Genomic DNA, 20,300 nt, shown 5'->3' with positions numbered 1-20,300 from the left:
ATTGTACAGTCAAACCCAGTGGCTAGACCTCGCGCAAGGTATGGAATCTATTGCATAAATAATTCAAAAGACCATACTACTTACATGGAGTTAGTGAATAGGTGTATTGAGGTATGGATACCCACGAAGTTTTCAATGACAGTTATGCTCGCTGCCAACGAAACAAACAGTTTTTCTTGATTTTTTATCACCATTTCTGGCAAAAAGAGCAGCGGTTCAAAGAGATTTTCAAAGGCGTTGATATGGAGCGCCAAGTTCAGATGCTCAAGTTATCTATCTCGATGATAATGCTGGCTTCTTCATCAGATCAAGCAAAGGAGAGCGTTCGGCGATTCGGTAAAGCTCACGGCCCGGGTGGCATTGGCGTTCGACCCAGTGATTTTGACGTTTGGTTAGATTCACTCATCGAAACCGTTCAAATTTGCGATCCTAGATACAATGATGAGATTGCTATCGCTTGGCGACAGTGCTTCAAAGAAGGGATAGCTATAATGAAAAAGGAATGTTTATAGAGAACGTACATGCCTTCTCATTTTCGGCAAAAAAATTCATCAGAACCAAATACATTACAGTCGACCAGCAAGCGGTCACTTTTTGATTGGCGATATACTTTACTCATCGTTATCGCGCTGGCACTCGGAATACTGGCTATCTATTTCTCACCTATTCGACAGAGCCGTAACTTTTATGACTATGCAGACCAGCGGTTACTGTTAGGTATCCCCCACTTCTGGAATGTCGTCAGTAACCTGGGGTTTCTTATCGTTGGTATTATTGGACTTAGGGACAACATGCGTAGCCCCTTAGCTATCAATCAATCACTCTCCTTTGCCTACCAACTGTTTTTCATCAGCCTTATCGGCGCTTTTCTCGGATCTAGCCTTTACCATTTGTCCCCAGGCCCATTCACCTTGATGATAGATAGACTCCCGATAACCATCGGCTTTATCTGCCTTTACTGTATTGTCATTGCCGAATACTTATCACCTACCCTAGGCAGGACTATGCTACTGCCTACTCTGGCATACGGGGTGCTTTCTGTTATCTACTGGTACATGACAGATGTTATCGATGGGCGCGGTGATATGGCACCCTATGTGTTGGTACAACTGCTGCCTATTATACACATCCCCTTAATTCTCTGGCTCTACCCAAACAGCCACAACCCCACTCGGTATTACTTATATGCACTGGGTTTATATGTTCTGTGTAAACTGGCTGAATCGAACGACGACGAAATATATGAACTCACATCACAAGTAAGCGGTCATTGCCTGAAGCATATTTTGGCTGCGCTAGCCGGTTATTGTGTCTATTTAGGCTGGAAAGCGGGTACAAAAAAGCCCCGTATCTAACGAGGCTCTCTCTGGCACTGAATCGCAATTATTTTTCACCAATTCCGCGATGTTCTTTTTTCGCTAAGGTGATTTTTCCGAATCCAAGCTTTCGGAAATGGCTATCTCGAAAATCCCTCATCGCCTTGCTGCCTGATGATACCGCTTCGACTTGCTGCTCCATTCGCAAAAAATCGGTTAGATCAATCCCTTCTGCTGCTGCAACCGCCTCATGGATCGTACGGTACTGAGAGTATGAAAACGTCAGCGTTTTCTCTTGTTCTTTAAAGGTATAAATTATAGTGCGCGACATAACGCCTCCAACAGCAAAATCAAGTGAGGGAATTTACCCTACTTCAATTTCAGAAGAAACCTTTTTTCCTGATTGACTGGAACGTGTTGGTACAATGTGCTCGGCTAAAATCTGTGCCTTTGTCATCGGTCGATAGAAAAAGAACCCCTGCACATACTGCACGCCTTTCTCCTGGATAAAGTTTAGCTCTTCAGCCGTTTCAACACCTTCAACCACAATCTTAGCCTGAGTGATATGACCGAGTTGGACAACGACATCGAACAGGCTGCGACCACGCTCGGTATCAAGGTTTTCCACAAGCGAGCGGTCTATTTTAATCTTGTCAAACTCAAAGCGGGATAGATAAGCCAGCGAAGAGTAGCCGGTACCAAAGTCATCCAAAGCAACAGAAACCCCCATGGCTTTGATCTCTTGAATCACTTTAGCCGTTCGCACTTCATCCTGAATCAACATCTCCTCGGTAATTTCGATTTCAACCTGATCATAGTCCAATGTACTGTTGTCTATCACCTGCTTGATTGACTTAACAAAGTCTTTCTTCAACATCGTTTCTGATGAAACGTTTACAGATATTGTGAAATTTGACGAATGCACCATTTCAGAAGCGTCGGAAATAGCCGTTTCCAACACCCAAAAGTCCACATCGGAAAGAAGCCCTAACTGTCCGAACGACTTCAAAAAAGTCGGCCCTTTTATCCGCCCCTTCACATCTTCATGACGTATCAATGCCTCCAGTGCTACCACCTCAGCACTTTGGACATCAACTTGCGGCTGGTAATAGAGCAAAAAGGAACCACTATTTTGAAGCTGTTCAACTTCACGCTGAGCATTAATATTATCTTGAATCGAGGGTATAAAGCTGTTTAGTTTAGATTTAATCGGCACTTCATCCCCTTTAAAGAAATGAGTACGGAAGATGGATGAAACATCAACACCCAGCGATCGCTGATCCATAACCTTGAAGAAAGGATAATAAATAGCGACACCTACAAAAATAAGAAATAGCTGAAATGCAGCCACCGAAGCCTCACCACCTGATGCAACATATCCACTCATTACCGGCGGAATTAACCAACTATGTACTTCACTCAAAGGTGGAATCAAGCCCATAGATATAGCGCCGTAAGCCAACATAAAGCTAACAAGAGGCACGCACAAAAAAGGCAGTATCATAATCGGGTTGAATATGATGGGAATACCAAACAATATTGGCTCATTGATATTGAAAATAGTTAGAATAAGAGCGGCTTTAGCTAACAGTTTATAACCTTTGCTTTTTGAAAAAAACAGCATACACAATACAAGGCTAATGGTGTTACCGCTACCGCCCATACCCGTAAAAAAGTCATAGAAGTTCGTACTGATAATATTGAGATCTGTTCCAAAATTTTTCCAGTCAGCCATATTAGCAATGCTAATATCATATAGCTCTGTTTTATACATATGCAGAATATTATGGCCGTTAACCCCAATGCTCCATAACATTCCACGGATAAACTCATAAAGCAGGCCATCATAAAATGACGTTGGCTCTAATGTAGGAAACACTATTTCTGGCTGAATATATGTTGCATATATAACAACAGAAAGATGAGAGCCAATAATTAATATTGCCAATGTAAGAACACACGTGACCATCATCTGAATAGATGTATCAGCAGCACTAATAAATTTATCAAAGCTAAATAAACGAAGCTTATTAAGTTTTGATATGATGAGACAAGAAGCATATGCCGTCAAAAGGGAGATCGCAAAGTTATTCGGTAAAGCTATGACGGGTGAAATGAGATCCCATTGCTGTGAGATAATAAAGAAGGAGGCAAGAGCACAAGAAATCGGTGCCGCTTTCGGTAACCGGAGCAATGATGAGTAATATGTGGCGAAGAATATATTGAGTAATAGCGGGAACATGTGCCCTGTCATCTCCCCTACATAACCCAGAGTTACACTGATACTGTCGTAACCAAATTTCCCGGAGAAAACAGAGAGCAAGTTAAAAAACGCTGCTATCAATGACACAGGCAAAGCCATAATAAAAACATTGCTAATAGCAACTATAAAGGAATTAGTAGATAACTTTGAGAGTAAAAGAGGCAATGTACACAATCCAATTTATAAAACACTAAGCCGCACACACCTAGTCATAAATGCATGGTTTCAATCTGACAAGTCGTTCCTTTGCATCATATCAAATTAGATTTATAAGCACACTACAATTACGTTATATATAGCTGATTATTATATCATATAGTGGAAAATTATTATTTCCACCAAGGAAAAAATCAAAATTAAGCATATTTGAAAATTTATGCATTTACCATGATTATACCTAACAAAAAAGAACAATACCCAATAGATATCAAATCGGTATTTTATATAGAAACTAATTTCCGCGATGTTTAAATAAACTCATAAAAAAACACGACGCAAATATGTTTCAAAGGTGAAAAGTAGAGGATTATTAACTGCCAATTGCAATATTACTGAAGATGAATACCTAGCAATCATAGCCTTGTAAACTAGCACTAGCTATGCAAACTGTTTTCCCAGAGTTATGCACAGAAACAGTGGATAACCCATCCAACAGAACAATTATTTAACAATAGCGACTATTTTTCAGGCAGTGAGTGTCAAATAATCGCCTGAATTACACCGTAACAATGATGCTTCACTTACTTTTTCTCTTTTAGGTAGTGGATAACCTGATTGCTACTTCCCCGCCATACTAATTCAGGGTCATGCAGATCTTTTTCGAACTTACCGTCGATCACAACGTCAACATAGTCGAGCACGGCTTTCTGCTTCTCATCAAGTTCAGCCAGAAGGTAACCAGTCCATAGCCAGATATCTTTGCCGCTACATTCAGCCTGTACACGCTTTACCAACTTTAAAATAATTGGAACATTGGCAGGATGAAGAGGATCACCGCCCGACAAAGACAAACCGCGCCGCTTAATCCTACTATCGTTCAGATCCGCAATGATCTTGTCTTCAATCTCCTGGCTATATACATGCCCTGCATCCAAACGCCATGTACTCTGGTTATAGCAACCACGACACTGGTGTACGCACCCTGAGACAAACAAGGTACAACGTGTACCCGGCCCATTAATAACGTCAACGGAGTAATAGTTGTGATAATTCATTGTGACTCCAAATAAAAAGTGCCGAATCATCGGCACTTAGTGTCAGTTTGCGGAAATACGTATTGCTCTACATATGTTTCACACGGCGTTTAACTTCTTCCTGTTTACCGAAGTTAAACGGACGAGCATCAGGGCTACCTAAATATCCACAGACTCGACGAGTAACCGATACCTTCGATGGCTCATGGTTGCCACATTTCGGACAGGTAAAGCCTTTACTGGTACAGTCAAATTCACCATTGAAACCACACTCGTAGCACTCATCTATAGGTGTGTTTGTCCCATAGTATGGCACACGGGTGTAGCTGTAATCCCAAACGTTTTCCAGTGCCTCGACATTATGCTGAATGTTCGGGTATTCGCCGTAACAGATGAAGCCACCGTTTGCAATTTCTGGGTATGGCATTTCAAAGTCGATCTTATCGTAAGGATTGACTTTCTTTTCAACGTCCAAATGGAAGCTATTGGTGTAGTAACCTTTATCAGTCACACCATCTACCACACCAAACTCTTTAGCGTCGATAGAACAAAAACGACTACACAAGTTTTCACTCGGTGTGCTGTACAGGCTAAAGCCGTAACCAGTCTCTTCTTTCCAGCTGTCAGTTGCCGCTTTCAAGCGCTCAACAATCGCGACCGCTTTTTCACGTAACGCTTCACTGTCATAAACATGCTCTTCTGTACCATACAGAGCATTGATCGTTTCATGGATACCAATGTAGCCCAGTGAAATCGAAGCACGACCATTTTTAAAGATTTCTGACACATCATCATCTGGCTTCAAGCGAACACCACACGCCCCCTCCATATACAAAATAGGAGCAACACGCGCTTTCACGCCTTCTAGGCGGCTGATGCGGGTTTCTAGCGCACGGCGCGCAAGTACCAATTTTTCATCAAGCATCGCGAAGAACTGTGTTTCATCACCTTTTGCCTTTAGTGCGATACGTGGCAAGTTCAAGCTCACCACGCCGATGTTGTTACGGCCTTCGTGGATAAGCTCGCCATTTTCTTCGTATGCGCCAAGGAAGCTGCGGCAACCCATTGGGGTCTTGAATGAACCTGTTACTTCAACCACTTTGTCGTAGTTAAGGATATCTGGATACATACGCTTAGATGCACACTCAAGCGCCAACTTCTTGATATCGTAGTTTGCATCGTCCTGCTTATGGTTAAGGCCGTCTTTAATAGCAAAAACTAATTTCGGGAATACTGCCGTCTTGTGGTTTTTACCCAAGCCCGCTATACGGTTTTTTAGAATAGACGACTGGATCAGGCGTGATTCCCAAGAGGTACCCAAACCAAAGCCAAAGGTAACAAATGGCGTTTGACCGTTTGCGGTGTGCAGAGTGTTCACTTCATACTCTAGAGACTGGAATGCGTCGTAACATTCTTTTTCAGTACGCGCTTTGGCAAAAGCTTCTGGCTCAGGAATGTCCCACTCGTTAGCAACTTGTAGATGCTTTTCGTAGCTAACTGACACGTATGGAGCCAATACTTCGTCAATACGGTTGATCGTAGTACCACCGTAAATATGGCTCGCGACTTGTGCAATAATCTGAGCCGTAACCGCTGTTGCTGTAGAAATTGACTTAGGTGTGTCAATTTCTGCATTACCCATTTTAAAGCCATGAGTCAGCATGCCGTCCAAGTCGATCAGCATACAGTTAAACATTGGGAAGAAAGGTGAGTAATCCAGATCGTGGAAGTGGATGTCGCCATCTTCGTGTGCTGAAACAATATCACGAGGCAGCAGGTGTTGCTTTGCGTAATGTTTAGCCACAATACCAGCAAGTAGATCACGTTGGGTCGGGATCACCTTACCATCTTTGTTGGCGTTCTCATTCAGTAGCGAAGCATTGCTTTGCTCAATCAAACCACGAATTTCATTGTTCAGGTGGCTTTTCTTCTCGCGGGCGATATCGCGGTCATGGCGATACTCAATATATGCACGCGCTACAACTTTATGTGGCCCCATCATCAGGTGATTCTCAACTGCATCCTGAATCGCGTGGATCTCCACCTGCTCCTGATCGGCAAACTGAGAGAGTACTTGCTCAGCAACAGACTCAGCATAGGTGGCATCCATTGCCTCTACAGATTCGGCAGCGCTTAATACCGCTTCTTTAATACGCTTGGTATTAAACGGTACAAGGCAACCATCACGCTTAATCACAACAGGGTTCACACAAGGCTCCTAAAAATGACAGTGTCACGAAAACCACTAAATATAGGGCTAACTAAATTGACCAATACAAGATGTGGTGTATTAAGCGAGAATTCAGGAACGGAAACATTGATCTATATCAGTATTTCACTAAGAGCGTACAGCTAACAACCGATGTTTTCGATTACCTCTCAAAACTGACATTTACACTCGTTTCATTGCAAAATTGTCAACCCATTTATTTAATACTCAGCACTGAAATTACTGAAAAAATACTTGAATATTTTTTAGAGTTTTAGTTCAAACTCAACCTTTCCCATCCAGGAAACTTCGTCCCTCTCTCTGTGCTTTTTGTCGGTTACCTTCCCTGACCTTTATACCCAAGCGACTTCAAGGTATATACTCAAAAGCATCATTGTGAAGAGTATTGCCTATGCGATCTGCCTTGCTTCTCTTATGCTTTGCTGGCGTACTGCTGTCTTCTATCTGTGGCGCATTCCAAATTACACCACAGCAACACGAGAGATATACTGGTGATCTTCCTGTTATGGAGGAGAAGCGTGTTATACGCGTGCTTGTCGCCGCAGACTTGGGGTTTTACTATCTCGACCGGGGCCAACCCAAAGGGTTAATCTCTGAAATGCTGCGACTTTTTGAAAAATTTGTCTTTGAAAAGACGCAAATAAAGTATCGGGTCCAAATCATTCCCGTACACCGTGATCAGCTTCTCCCAGCATTGAATGCGGGTATTGGTGACCTTGTTACGGCAAACCTCACCATCACAGCTAAACGCATGAAACAAGTTGACTTCAGCCGTCCGATACTGACAGATATTCAAGAGTTATTTATTACCCACTCAACCCGAAATCCCATCACCAACGTAAAACAGCTGTCAAAAAAGAGTGTCTGGTTACGAGCCAGTTCAAGTTACTACCAAAGCATTCGCAGAATTAATCAACGGCTAAAGAACCTCGGCAAGGAGCCTATGTATGTGCATTTCCTAGAAGAAACCCTTCAGGATTTTGAAATGCTGCAGATGGTTCAAGATGGCATTATCCCCATGACAGTGCTCGACTCTCACAAAGCCGAGTTTTGGGATTTAGTTACCGATGATCTGCAGATCCATTATGAATACCCGATCAGGAAAAATAGCTCAATTGGATGGAGCTTTCGTAAAAACAGCCCCGAATTCAAAGCGCTGGTAGACGAATTCGTGGAAAAGAACCGCCGAGGTACGCTGAACGGAAACATCTTGTTCGATCGCTACCTCAACAGCAAAGCGTGGTTTCAGAAAGTCATGAGCCCAGATAATATTGATAAGTTCAAAGAGCTCGAAAATCGCTTTGTTCGATACGGCAATATGTATGACATCAACTGGCTGATCATCGCTGCCCAAGCATATCAAGAATCAGGGTTTGATCAATCCAAGCGATCACACGCAGGGGCGATAGGCATCATGCAAGTGCTTCCACAAACAGCCAGTGAGCCCTACATCAATATCCGTAACATCCAGAACATCGAAAACAATATCCACGCGGGAGTGAAGTATATGGACTTTATTCGTGAGAGGTACGTCACCGATGATGACACCGATGAGCTCAACCAGCTCTATTTTGCCCTCGCCAGCTACAATGCCGGCCCCAATAGAATAAGGCGGTTAAGAAAAGTTGCCGAAGAACGCGGCTATGACCCAACCAAGTGGTTCAATAATGTCGAAGTCATAGTCAAAGAGGAGGTTGGCATGGAGCCAATTACCTATGTGGGTAACATCAATCGCTACTTTACTATCTACAAACAAATCTTCTCGCTGCAGAACGCGGCTGGCCAGCGCATGGCAAGCTCGAACCGCCTCCGCTTCAAGCTCTCTCGCTAACTTGGTCGCATTTTAACCAATAAAACCTTGAATCAAACAGACGATGAGATCAACCTCTCGCTTTCATCACATTGTCATTTAATGTCACTACTCTTACCAGTAAAACGATAAGATGCAGTTAAGGAAAACGCTGCTTGGGAATAACGTTGCTATGGGCCTCAGCTATAGCACTCAACAAGGCATAGATTATGGATATATTGAACAATACAACGATTGTCGTACCGACCGATGAAGAGCTATTGGCCAACTGCCCAGATAGCCTGAACTTGAATGATGAAGAAGGCGAACTCGCCAATGAAATTATTGTGCTTTAACAGCAACCTACTCTAATTAAGCAATGAGCTAGCACTAGGCTAGCTCACTCTATTTCAACCGCTTAGCGTTATTTTTCAGCCGCAAAATCAGGTCGAATTCTGGACATCAGCAGCATATCAATATACTTACCCGCTTTGAATGTACTAAGCCGCTTGACCCCTTCCGTTTCAAAGCCCATCTTATGATAAAGCGCGCAGGCCGCTTCGTTATCAGCATGAACTTCCAACTCAAGGCGAACTAAATTAAGCCAGTTGTCCGCTTGCTCAATTCCACGCTGCATCAAGTAGCGTCCCACGCCTCTACCATGGAACTCAGGATGAACAGCAATCGCGAAAAATGCCGCATGCCTGTCTCGTACCTTATTCGTCAGAAACAACGTGATATGCCCGACAACCTTCTCTTCAACTTCAGCAACCAAAGTATAGTTATCTGGGTTATCAAACAATTGCCCAACAGTATCCGAGTTAATATAGGGCAATTGAGAGGTGTTTTCTGTCACTTCAGGTAGGCGATAAATTTCGAATAAATCACCGTTGTCCGAATTTTCATAATGTCTAATTGATATTTCCACTGGTGTCCTTCCCGAGATATATCTAAGTTAATTAATCCCGCCTTAGCGGTCGTATCACACTCTCAAGCCCTTCAATTTTCATCTCAAGGGCCAACGCCATCAAAAGCCCCAGCTCCCCTTCAGGAAAACCCTTCTTTTGAAACCACAGCAAATATTCTTCAGGAAGGTCAATAATCATACGCCCTGCATACTTGCCAAAAGGCATTTTGACGTTCGCTAATTTAACGATTTTTTCTTTATCAAACACGTTAGGCCTGTTTTTATCATAATGGTGTAGGTAAAGCCCAAACGTTATTGCGCCAGCCATTCAACAGACGCAATTTCGTCATTTCCAACGGTTACCTGAGCCACAAACTGACTTCCAGCTTGTACCTTACCGACACCGGATGGTGTTCCTGTCATCACGATATCACCATCATTCAATGTCATGAAAGTTTGAATTTCTTTCAAAATGACATCCGGCGAATAAATCATCAATGAAACGGTGCCAGATTGTGTCAAGACATCATCAATATAAAGACATAACCCTAATTCCCCACACTCAGGAGAAGGAACAGGTACAAACTTGCTAAACAATGCTGAACCATCGAAGGCTTTACTGCGCTCCCACGGCAGCCCTTTTTGTTTCAGCTTGCTCTGTACACCTCGCTTGGTAAGGTCAAGGCCTACCGCTACCGCATCAAAGCGGCCATTACGGTACAGGAAGGATAACTCGGCTTCGTAATGGATTTCATCGCCATTATGTGAAGCGAACAGCGTGTCTGATATCGCAGAATTAGGCTTATTGAATAACACCATTTCATCAGGGATTTCATTGCCTAGTTCGTGGATATGCGCCACATAATTACGGCCCACACACACTACTTTATTAGGAGTAGCGGCTTGGTTCTCGACGATAACTGTGTTCATTTCAATCCTTTTCAATGATCCTTAGTTATTGCAAAGTAACACCGATAAAAAAAGCCAGCAATGGCTGGCTTTGAAAAATTATTCGTTATTAGTGTTAGGTTTATGTGCAAACTAATCGATTTAACGACACACTATTCAGCCACAAAAACCAAGTTTGCATTAACCGGTACAGTCAGCAAGATTGAGTTGAGCTTGGCAATATCTTTTAATTTTCCTACCCCCTCATCAAGGCCAAAGGCACCTGCTTTCACTTCCACTGGATTGATCGTTGAAACCAACAAGCCGCCATCGTCCAACCCTGTAACCTGTACAGTTGCATTTAACGCTTCAGACTTACCGTGCAGGTCGAGTTTGAACTCAACATCCTGAACCACTGTTTGCCCTCCGCTCAATCCACTGATAGCAGCGCTGTCCACTTTAGCTTCAATGGTTGTCAGCGGATATTCTTCAGTATTGAAGAGCTCCTTTTTCATTCGCTCATCACGGATCTGAATCTTGGTATCGACACTGGTCAAGTCGATTGACAGCGATACCTCACCTTGATCCGAAATGGAACCACTCAAATTACGAAAGCCGTGTTGCTCCATCACACTGTCATTTTTTACCGAAGAGAACCCCACAGAGGAGTGAGTACTATCTAACTTCCAACCTGCCCACGTGCCTGTTGCTCCAAGCATAAGGCTCATAGAAACGCTGCCCAACAGAACCTTTTTCTTCCACGTTAACGCCATTGACTTCCCCTTCTCTCGTTATTTCTTTGAAATATCACTTAGAAAATATAGGTCAGTTCTTCGCGAGTCGGTAAGGAGAGGCTTCATTAACTGAAAGATTTCCAATATAAAATATGTGTGGTCACAAGGCTATTAGCAATAAAGCCCTTGACTTAGAGTACACTCAAACCCGTATTTCTGTCTTTGTAGATAAACATTACAGTAACAAAAACAGGAAACCCATTATGGAAAAAAGAGTACTTGGTCACTCAGATATGGAAATCAGTCGACTTGGATTAGGTAGCTGGGCTATCGGTGGCGATATAGGAGAATGGGGCTGGGGAGTACAATCAACCCAGGATTCAATTAACACCATTCATGCCGCCCTGAATGAGGGGATAAACTGGATAGACACGGCACCAGCCTATGGCCTTGGTAATGCTGAAATAGTCATCCAAAAAGCACTGAAACAAGTCAACACAAAGCCCTTCATTTTTACTAAATGTGGACTGTGCTGGAATCCTGGTGAGACGGAACTGTTTAATCGAATATCTAGGGATTCAATCATCAAAGAGGTTGAAGACAGTCTTAGCCGTTTGGATATTGAGACCATAGATCTATATCAGATCCATTGGCCTCTACCCGCAGCAGACATCACTGAAGCCTGGCAGACTCTTGCAGATTTAAAACAACAAGGTAAAGTTCGTCATATTGGTGTATCCAACTTCTCTGCCAGGCAAATGGAAGCCTTGCATGCAATTTCACCGGTTACATCGAACCAATGCGCTTACTCACTGTTGAACCAATCAATCGAAGAAACGGTTCTGCCGTGGTGTCTTGAGAATCATGTCGGCACCATACATCACTCAACAATGGCTTCAGGCCTATTAAGCGGAGCAATGAACCAGACAAGATTTGCTCAATTAGACAAAAGAGACTGGCGTCATAAAAACCACCTGTTCCTCGAACCTGAGTTCAGTAAAAACCTGCGTTTTGTCGATTTGTTGAAAGAGATTTCGAAAGAAAAAAACTGTACTGTTGCTGAGTTAAGTATTGCCTGGACGCTGTCACACCCAGCCACTTCGGGCTCAATCATCGGAGCACGAACTCCCGACCAGTTATCTGGACTGGTTAATTCTGCCAATATTATCGTAACCAAAGAAGATCACAGCAAAATAAATGCTTTCTTTACCGAAAATCAGGCTGAGACAATCTAATTTTTGCGATAGCAAACAGACATCAGCAGGCTTACTTTAGCCTGCTGTCATTTATTGAACTTTGTCACTTTGCAAATGCTCAGTCAATATATCCTGATAATGGTTAATCTTCCAATCAATATGAGCCAAAAATTCTTCAGTTTCAGCAAGCTTATTTTGAAGGCGTGACTTATGCCTAATAAGAATATCAAGAAGTAAATCCGCCTTATTTTCCGCATCACCAACTTGGTCGACGTAAGACTGAATATCTCTCAATGGCATACCCGTACTTTTCAAACATTGCACGAATTGAATCCAACGAATATCGTTTTTTCTATAATATCTATGTCCAGACGCGTCTCTGGGAATAGGGTAAATCAAACCACTTCGTTCGTAATACCTTAGAGTATGGCAACTTAAGCCACTTGCTATCGATGCTTCTTGGATTCTCATTATATCCCCTTTATAGGCTATTAATTTCTCCTTTCCACCATTATTATCAATAAAAGTCGATTATATAATCCATTGATTATTACAATAAATATGAGACATCCATTGTAATAATGTAAAGCCACCTTACATTCAAGGTGGCTCGTAAATGAAAATAATATGTCTGCCTATTTTCCTGTTGGCGGAAAGGTCACCCTTTGACCTTCAGCCGTCAGAATAGCGATATCGACAGGCTTTCCATCAGCATCAAGCCGAACTTCCCCGATTGCACTTCGGTTTATCAATCGGTGGTTTCCCGGTAAGTCGGGATCCCGCTTGAAAATCTTGAGTCGTTTACGTTTGGTCAGCAAGTTGAGCGGTGAGCGTGGGCTGTACAGTATGCGATCCATAAAGTCACAAACACGGAGTAACGCATTCGGAAACTCATTTTTGATCCCGCTTGAGGTGATCTGGTAGATGTTCGGACTACTATTACGAAATCGAAGTTTGACGTCATACGCAAACGAATAATGTACGTCACCCGATAGAATGACAAAGTTAGTCGGTGTTTTGGTATGAGTGAAAATACTAATAAGCGTATTGGCTGAGCCCGGGTGCGCCATCCAGTTTTCCGCATCAATCAATAATGGCTGACCAAGCCAAGTCATACCTCGCTGCAGCGATTCAATGAACTTGACCCCGAACATTGGCGCGGCAGAGACGAGGATCACCGCCGGCTCATTTATCAAGGACATTTGCAGTTCACTAAGTGCTTCCCAGTCCATCAAACCCGAAGGCTTGTTCATTTTCGACTCTGAACGCCAACGGCGGGTACGTGTATCCAGCACCAGCATTTTTGGGGAAGTACCGATGGTGTAATGCCATTGTTCGAACCGGTAGAGAAAATCTATCAGGCTGTCTTGGCTATCGCTGCTTGGTTGGTCGAAGTATGCTTCAGCATGGTTGAAAAACGTCTCATCGAAGTTCTCAGGTGCATTCCCCCACCCTTGGCATAACCAGTAACTGATTAATCCATTTCCGATAATTCGACGAGAAAAGTGATGATGATAGGCAGCTTGCTCCCATCCCACGGTCAAGTTCCAGTCATCGGTAATATCATGATCATCAAAAATCATATAAGTCGGAACATGCGCCATCAATCGACGGACTTTTGGTAAACCTTCAACAAACCGATCAATTTGGACTTTCTCATCAGCCCATAGCTTCTGCCATTTAGCTTCAAGCGTATTACCTTGCCACTGAAACTGATTTCGCTCCAACCTCGCACTATCAACAAGCTGCCACAACACCGGTGACCAGACCAACAGATACATCGCATTGAATTCGCTCAGCGTGATCAGGTGATTACCTGATTCACGGGAGCTAAATACGGGTGACTTACGTCTTAGCCAGTTAGCAATGCTAGGAAATCGTTCAATGATTTCTTGGCCACCTTCGAGGTATTGCGGTAGCAACTTCTCCCTGCCGTAATAGTTGTCTGAATGGGCAAATAAGGCTTGTGTATTAGCTACCGGCGCTTTATTGAAATCCTCATTATAAAGGCCCAGCAAATGGATCACCTGCTGAATACTGTCTAATGTTGAGCCTGCCACATGATCAGCGTAGATTTGATCACCACTCATCATCAGTAGTGATGGCCGTTCCTCGGCGCTCTGGCCCGCAACTTTAGTGTCCGCTGCCACCAAGCTGTCTTTACTTGGATAATGCGGGTTTCGGCAAGAACCATGCATCACGTAATCGGCTTGGGTTTTAATGATAAACATCGGCCGTGACTCCCCACTATAGAGCAGGTCGGGCATCAAATCGGTCAACAATCCATCTTGTGTTTCAATTTGGTATTCCAGCGGGGTATTGGCAGGAAACTCGCCATAAAATGTAACCTGATAAATCCAAGCACGCTCACCAATTCGAATATGCTTGCCTTGCGAAAGCTCACCGGTATATAGCGCTACTTGTTCAGCATGCTGGTATAGAGTAAAAGTCCCTTTGAGCGGGCTGGAGACCGCAAACCACAGCGTCAATTCCTGCGGCGTTACCTTGCGCAAGATTGGACCTGCGAGGATGAGAGGCAACGCAGATGAGTTGGGATGTTCTGTGGATAAAGGCGATTCAGGGATCATAAGGCGCAGATACTCTTTACTTCTTTATGTTTTACTTGATTATAACTACGACATTAACAGCAACAATTTGTTTAATAAAGCTTTCCAAAAAGTGACTTCAAGACATTCTACTAGAACATCTTAGCTAGCTCGGTATAAATCCAGTCCATAACTTGGCCTACCCCCTGATCACGTCGCTTGACTACCCCCATTTCCACCATTAACGGCTCTGGGATCTCTTCTGTTGACAGTTCAACGAGCTCATCCACATACCATTGTTCTTGTGCAACATGCTCTGGTACCAACGCCCAACCGACCCCACGTATCACCATGGACGAAATCATATAGTAACTATCTATATGCCAATAATTTGATGATATTGGCTCCGCTTTTCCCACCCCCATCCTGTCGCGAATAACCAGTTGCCTATGCTGGGTAAGATCGGTAATTTTCGGCACAGGAAACGCTGCCAATGGGTGTTCCCTTGAAACAACTAACGCATGCTTGAACTGGCCAATTGACGTAAACTCCAAGCTATCTGGTAAGGTATCTTGATGAAACAACACACCCAAATCAGCCTTCTCTGTTTCTACCCACTGCGAAATGTCCTGTTGTGAACCGTTGATAATCGTGAGCTTGAGTAGCGGGTATACCGCAGGTATTTTGGCAAATAAGCTTTCAAAGGCTGTAATAGGAACGGCTTCATCGATAGCAATCGTAAATGTAGCTTCTTCACCAGCAGACACCGTCATCGCTCGTGCCGACATCCGCTCGCATTGTGCAAGTACCGCTTGGGCTTCAATGTACATTTCCTCGCCTGCTGGGGTCAGCACCGGTAAGCGAGCACTGCGGTCAAACAACTCGAACCCCAAATCCAGTTCAAGATTATTGATGGCGGTGCTTACGCGCGACTGTGCTTTACCAATACGCCTAGCCGCTGCAGAAAATGACCCCTGCTGAACGGCGCATACAAAAGCTTCAAGTTGATCTATCGTCCAATTCACAATCTTTGCCTGCTATACCTGTTATGACCCTTTTATTCTATCCGAAAAGCGGATAGTAACTAACTTCAATCAATCTTGAAAATAGCGATAATGCTCGCAAAGTCATAAAAGTCGAAGTTCCCCCATGCACGAGTCATTCAAGCAAGAAACGCCAATTAATAATCAAAGTATCAGTAAAACCTTCTGGCGATACGCGATCCCTTCCGTTGCAGCCATGCTGGTTAACGGTCTCTATCAAGTGATTGATGGTATTTTCGTCGGTCATTATATTGGCTTTGAAGGTTTAGCCGGTATTAATATGGCTTGGCCTGTCATTGGCCTCATTGCAGGGCTTGGACTTCTTGTCGGCATGGGCACAGGAAGCCTTATCTCAATTTACAAAGGAGAAGGTAACCACAGCAAAGCGCAGCAAGCCCTATCAACCGGCCTTGGCCTTATCGCTATTGCCGGACTATTAGTGATGGTACTGCTGAGCATGATTGCGCCATCACTGTTGATCGCGCAAGGTGCAACAGGCGCACCACTCGAAATGGGCAGTGCCTATATTGAAGTGTTTACGTGGGGAGCCGTGTTTACTATTGCCGCCGGTGCGCTGCCAATGTTGATCCGCAATGACGATAGCCCTAATTTCTCAACAGCCTTGATGATGGCTGGTGCAATTATCAATATCGTCCTTGATTACATTTTCATCGCCCATTTAGATATGGGGCTTAGAGGCGCAGCAATTGCGACCATTATTGCCCAGATCTCTATCACCATCGTGGCAGTGGCGTATTTTTTTACGCACTACTCCAAGCTAAGGCTCAGCCTTAGTAACTTCAAGTTCAGCCTTGGTATTGCAACCAATGCAGTGAGCCTAGGGACGTCCAGCTTGTTCATGTATGCGTATTTCAGCTTTATTGTTGCCATCCACAACAAGTTATTCATGGATTACGGCAGCGCTATTCACGTCGGCGCATTCGCGATTGTCGGCTACCTGATGACCATGTACTACCTACTTGCTGAAGGTATTGCCAGTGGTATGCAGCCGCCAGTCAGCTATTACTATGGAGCTGGCCATGGCAAGAAGATCCGTGCAACCTTGATCCTTGCAAGCAAAGTTGTGGTACTGACAGGCATCACTTCGGTGGCTATCTTGAACCTATTCCCGAACACCTTAGTGGACTTGTTCAGTAAAGAAGATCCAGCGCTCGCAGCCGAAACAGTCAATGGATTACGCTTGCACTTATTTGCAATGTTCCTCGATGGCTTTATTGCCCTTGCATCTGTGTACTTTATGTCTGTGAACCAAGGAGGGAAAGCACTGGCTATTTCAGCTGGTAACATGCTGGTACAGTTACCATTCCTGTATTTCCTACCACAGTGGCTAGGAGTCAATGGTGTTTGGCTATCGGTACCGCTTTCTAACATCCTGTTAGCCGCGATTGTCGTGCCGTTAGTGTGGAAAGACATTCAAAGTAAGCAGCGTAATGATATTTCATTGCGTACAGTCACAGCCTAAACTCGGTTTCACCTTAAACGCAAAAAAAAGTACACGCGAAAAGCGTGTACTTTTTTATATGGCAAAAATCTATTTTAAAATATCCCTTTCTTCTTGATCTTCTGCACGTGGGCAAGACGCTCATTGAGATCAACAACCGGTGTTTCATCCTGCTCTTGTGTCGATTGCCCCCGCTGAGCCATCGCTTCGCCACTTGGTAACTTTCGGATCAACTCAGTCTGAGCTGTGAGCAACCTCTTCAGTTCAGCAATTTCTTGTGCCTGCCCCTCTACCCGCTTCAACAACTCTGCTTGCTGTATTTGCTGGGTTTGTGATGACAACTGTTCACGGGTATTGCTTGCTTCAGCTTGTATATGCCCGACAATTGAGGCCTTTATATTTTCCAGTAAATCATGCTGCTCTTGTAGGCTGTCCCCAGAACCAGAGTCCTCTGCCAAAAGGCCCAGTCCATACAGTGTTCTCTCCAATGTGGACGCGGATACCTGCGCTTCCGTCACCTGCAAACTAAGTTGCTGGGACAACTCAGGACTTAGCAGGTGCAAGAACAAGCCACTCAAATACACTTGCTTCTGCACACTTCTCGCATTGAGCAAGGCTAAGCCGTTCTCTTCAGCCGATTCCGCTTTCAACCTTGAAAAATCATCTGCCCATTGGTGCAACACTTTACTGGCGTAGAGGTCGGCCGGGTTATTCAAGGGGTCGAGATAAATGGAATAGTTTATCCGCTTAAGACGTTCAGCCATTGACGGCCTCTTGCACTGGCATGTTTACCGCTTCGCCATCAGCATGATACAAACACAGCTCGCGGGCCAACGCTTCTTGTGGCTCATCCACCAGCACAACACGTTCTCCCAATGTCTCATAGGCCTTTTTGACTGCTTGGTAAATCAAGCTGGCACCGCCACCCACAAGGTAAACGCGATTAGGGTTTTTAGCGAACTTCTTCGCTTCGTACGCGACTTGCTTACCCAGCTCATCAATTTTGGTTTCTATCTTCTCAAGGATCACCGGGATCTGGCTTTCGTCATTCACCACTTCACGGACAAAATCATAGTTTGAACGTTGCTTGATGAGCTCATTGGCGACTAGGTAGCTCGAATCGCTATCGGCAACGGCTAGGGATTTGCGGGCAACATCAGTCACCATGGAAACGCCGATTTCGTTATTGCCGTAAATGGCAGACACATCATCAAATTCACCGACAATCACCCCCATATCCAGTGTTGTCCCGCCAATATCTATCACCAAAGAACGGTTAAACTGGCTGACAGACTGCATAGTCAGGGTCGATAACACCGCAGGCAAGCTTTCCGGCATCACTTCGACGTCGATGATATCGAATAACTCGCCTTTATTGAGCTCAATCTGGCGTATTAGATTTTCGCGCTTGCGGGCAATTTTATCTTCATTTTTCTGGCAATCTTCGGCGTTGTAGTATTCGGTAATAGGCAGCGTAACCACCAGCTTTACCGGTCCCGGTTCGATACCTGTTTGTAGCAGTGCATGATGCACAGAAAGCAGATTCAAATCATCGTACTGATAATCAACATGGGTTGTTTCCAACGCCTTGTCTGAGGTCATATCATAGGTATATTTGGTTGAGCCAATCGTATAGTTAAAGATCTTCTTGTCTTTTCTCAGCGCGGCGCTTTTCCAGTTTTTACGGAATGAGTTCGGTGAGATAACCGTGTGTAATTCACCGCTTTCAATCCAACTTACTTTAACGTTGGTTGAACCATCATCAACCGCAAATTTACGTGGCGTCATTGTGATCCTGCTCTTTTCTCAAGGGGATATAAGTTTGTCTGCGCGGAAGTAAATAAAAACCCTGCGCCAATGGCAAACCTATCACCAGAGATTTGAAGCAGCTCAGCAAAACAAAAAGAATCACCGCATTTAATTTAATTCTGTCGAAACTTGGTCGATCACCTAAAATTAACAGCGCTTAATAGCCATCAAAAGCAACCAGGAAACGTAATCAATCCACACACTTAATTTACCGGTTTAACTTTCTTTTTCTCAATCTCATTCTTTTCATAAACGATGATGAGATAAACCACATTACTCAATATAAACATATGCTTAATGTGAATAATAGCTGTATTATCATCACTAGCAGGTTTGGATTTATAAAATATAAAAGTGCCAGAATAACAATAACCGGCACCCAATTTGACGTATTTACAGCAATTCCACCGTTCAATTATGATAATTCAGCTAATAAATACAAAAACCCATGGTCATTCCCGACAGAAATAATCCAATAAACCCAAGCCACAACACTCTTATTCCTAGTCATCACACTAGATTAATTCGACTAGACTGGTCGCACCAATTTGCTAGATATAGATCACTTACCGACATAAATTCAAACACTTAATTGAATAACCACATACACCACACTTCATGAAGCAACGTCACACAGTAACAATTTTTTGCTACATTATTCGATATTAACAATGATTTTTCTTTGACCAAAATAAGCACCTTTGCTACTAATTTAATAGTACTTGTGACAACGGCAAACTAAATGAAAGTTTAGGACGCAAAGCTTCCGGTCTAACGAATTCATTCTATGATAGCGGGGCTACCTCAAGTGGAGTTTTCTCCATTTACGTTGTGCTCGTATTTATTAAAAATAGGAGCGTGATAGGTATTGATAAATTCTATTTCATATTCTTCATATAAATAGATATTCAATTCGACACGTTC

At 43.6% G+C, this 20,300-nt stretch carries 19 protein-coding genes and 1 riboswitch; of the genes, 6 read left to right on the top strand and 13 right to left on the bottom strand.

The genetic code is table 11. The features are described from left to right. Positions 1 to 113 precede the first annotated feature (113 nt). On the top strand, positions 114 to 512 hold the full coding sequence (locus L4D79_RS01215; protein WP_428646265.1) for a globin: 399 nt from the start codon (positions 114 to 116) through the stop codon (positions 510 to 512). A 9-nt stretch (positions 513 to 521) separates the two neighbouring features. Then, positions 522 to 1,355, top strand: coding sequence for a ceramidase domain-containing protein (locus L4D79_RS01210; protein WP_428646262.1), 834 nt, complete (start codon positions 522 to 524; stop codon positions 1,353 to 1,355). A gap of 28 nt (positions 1,356 to 1,383) precedes the next feature. Here L4D79_RS01210 and L4D79_RS01205 read toward each other — a convergent pair whose 3' ends face one another. The 4 genes from L4D79_RS01205 to nrdD form a co-directional block, all read right to left on the bottom strand. Then, positions 1,384 to 1,647: a DUF2960 domain-containing protein gene (locus tag L4D79_RS01205; RefSeq protein ID WP_255044433.1), complete on the bottom strand. Its 264-nt coding sequence runs from the start codon at positions 1,645 to 1,647 to the stop codon at positions 1,384 to 1,386. A 33-nt stretch (positions 1,648 to 1,680) separates the two neighbouring features. Next, on the bottom strand, positions 1,681 to 3,678 hold the full coding sequence (locus L4D79_RS01200; protein ID WP_428646258.1) for an EAL domain-containing protein: 1,998 nt from the start codon (positions 3,676 to 3,678) through the stop codon (positions 1,681 to 1,683). Between the two features lie 641 nt (positions 3,679 to 4,319). Further along, positions 4,320 to 4,793: an anaerobic ribonucleoside-triphosphate reductase-activating protein gene (nrdG, locus tag L4D79_RS01195; RefSeq protein WP_428646256.1), complete on the bottom strand. Its 474-nt coding sequence runs from the start codon at positions 4,791 to 4,793 to the stop codon at positions 4,320 to 4,322. 67 nt (positions 4,794 to 4,860) lie between these two features. Continuing rightward, positions 4,861 to 6,981, bottom strand: a complete 2,121-nt coding sequence (gene nrdD / locus L4D79_RS01190) for an anaerobic ribonucleoside-triphosphate reductase (RefSeq protein ID WP_428646253.1) — start codon at positions 6,979 to 6,981, stop codon at positions 4,861 to 4,863. Positions 6,982 to 7,393: 412 nt separating this feature from the next. Between nrdD and L4D79_RS01185 the strand changes: the two genes are divergently transcribed. Both L4D79_RS01185 and L4D79_RS01180 read left to right on the top strand, forming a co-directional pair. Next, positions 7,394 to 8,833, top strand: a complete 1,440-nt coding sequence (locus L4D79_RS01185; RefSeq protein WP_428646250.1) for an MltF family protein — start codon at positions 7,394 to 7,396, stop codon at positions 8,831 to 8,833. Between the two features lie 188 nt (positions 8,834 to 9,021). Beyond that, the gene (locus L4D79_RS01180) at positions 9,022 to 9,147 is read left to right on the top strand and encodes a hypothetical protein (RefSeq protein WP_428646247.1); all 126 of its coding nucleotides are present in this window, start codon (positions 9,022 to 9,024) and stop codon (positions 9,145 to 9,147) included. Between the two features lie 68 nt (positions 9,148 to 9,215). Here the strand turns inward: L4D79_RS01180 and L4D79_RS01175 are convergent, their stop codons facing one another. The 4 genes from L4D79_RS01175 to L4D79_RS01160 all read right to left on the bottom strand — a co-directional run bounded on the left by L4D79_RS01175 (position 9,216) and on the right by L4D79_RS01160 (position 11,359). Then, positions 9,216 to 9,719 carry a GNAT family N-acetyltransferase gene (locus tag L4D79_RS01175; protein WP_428646244.1) on the bottom strand — a complete coding sequence of 168 codons (504 nt, stop codon included), beginning with the start codon at positions 9,717 to 9,719 and terminating at the stop codon, positions 9,216 to 9,218. Positions 9,720 to 9,750: 31 nt separating this feature from the next. Then, positions 9,751 to 9,966 carry a DUF3820 family protein gene (locus tag L4D79_RS01170; RefSeq protein WP_428646242.1) on the bottom strand — a complete coding sequence of 72 codons (216 nt, stop codon included), beginning with the start codon at positions 9,964 to 9,966 and terminating at the stop codon, positions 9,751 to 9,753. A gap of 44 nt (positions 9,967 to 10,010) precedes the next feature. After that, positions 10,011 to 10,628 carry a fumarylacetoacetate hydrolase family protein gene (locus L4D79_RS01165; protein WP_428646240.1) on the bottom strand — a complete coding sequence of 206 codons (618 nt, stop codon included), beginning with the start codon at positions 10,626 to 10,628 and terminating at the stop codon, positions 10,011 to 10,013. 131 nt (positions 10,629 to 10,759) lie between these two features. Next, positions 10,760 to 11,359, bottom strand: a complete 600-nt coding sequence (locus L4D79_RS01160; RefSeq protein ID WP_428646237.1) for a YceI family protein — start codon at positions 11,357 to 11,359, stop codon at positions 10,760 to 10,762. Between the two features lie 224 nt (positions 11,360 to 11,583). Here L4D79_RS01160 and L4D79_RS01155 point away from each other — a divergent pair, with 224 nt between their 5' ends. After that, positions 11,584 to 12,555, top strand: coding sequence for an aldo/keto reductase (locus L4D79_RS01155; RefSeq protein WP_428646235.1), 972 nt, complete (start codon positions 11,584 to 11,586; stop codon positions 12,553 to 12,555). A 51-nt stretch (positions 12,556 to 12,606) separates the two neighbouring features. Here L4D79_RS01155 and L4D79_RS01150 read toward each other — a convergent pair whose 3' ends face one another. The 3 genes from L4D79_RS01150 to L4D79_RS01140 form a co-directional block, all read right to left on the bottom strand. Continuing rightward, a complete protein-coding gene (locus L4D79_RS01150) occupies positions 12,607 to 12,987 on the bottom strand; it encodes a MerR family transcriptional regulator (protein WP_428646233.1) in 381 nt (126 codons plus the stop codon). Between the two features lie 164 nt (positions 12,988 to 13,151). Beyond that, positions 13,152 to 15,104 (bottom strand): alkaline phosphatase D family protein, encoded by a 1,953-nt coding sequence (locus tag L4D79_RS01145; RefSeq protein ID WP_428646230.1) that lies wholly within the window; start codon positions 15,102 to 15,104, stop codon positions 13,152 to 13,154. A gap of 110 nt (positions 15,105 to 15,214) precedes the next feature. Next, the gene (locus L4D79_RS01140) at positions 15,215 to 16,087 is read right to left on the bottom strand and encodes a LysR family transcriptional regulator (RefSeq protein ID WP_428646227.1); all 873 of its coding nucleotides are present in this window, start codon (positions 16,085 to 16,087) and stop codon (positions 15,215 to 15,217) included. Between the two features lie 124 nt (positions 16,088 to 16,211). Between L4D79_RS01140 and L4D79_RS01135 the strand changes: the two genes are divergently transcribed. Then, on the top strand, positions 16,212 to 17,588 hold the full coding sequence (locus L4D79_RS01135; RefSeq protein ID WP_428646224.1) for an MATE family efflux transporter: 1,377 nt from the start codon (positions 16,212 to 16,214) through the stop codon (positions 17,586 to 17,588). Positions 17,589 to 17,662: 74 nt separating this feature from the next. Here the strand turns inward: L4D79_RS01135 and L4D79_RS01130 are convergent, their stop codons facing one another. Together L4D79_RS01130 and parM are read right to left on the bottom strand one after the other, a co-directional pair. Next, a complete protein-coding gene (locus L4D79_RS01130) occupies positions 17,663 to 18,331 on the bottom strand; it encodes a hypothetical protein (RefSeq protein WP_428646221.1) in 669 nt (222 codons plus the stop codon). After that, on the bottom strand, positions 18,324 to 19,355 hold the full coding sequence (gene parM / locus L4D79_RS01125) for a plasmid segregation protein ParM domain-containing protein (protein WP_428646218.1): 1,032 nt from the start codon (positions 19,353 to 19,355) through the stop codon (positions 18,324 to 18,326). The genes L4D79_RS01130 and parM overlap by 8 nt, the downstream gene beginning before the upstream one ends. Positions 19,356 to 20,098: 743 nt before the next feature. After that, positions 20,099 to 20,183, top strand: a riboswitch (cyclic di-GMP riboswitch). Positions 20,184 to 20,300: the final 117 nt, after the last annotated feature.

It is taken from the genome of Photobacterium satsumensis (assembly GCF_050336935.1).
GTDB lineage: Bacteria > Pseudomonadota > Gammaproteobacteria > Enterobacterales > Vibrionaceae > Photobacterium > Photobacterium satsumensis.
This window is presented reverse-complemented; position numbering and strand designations above follow the sequence as displayed.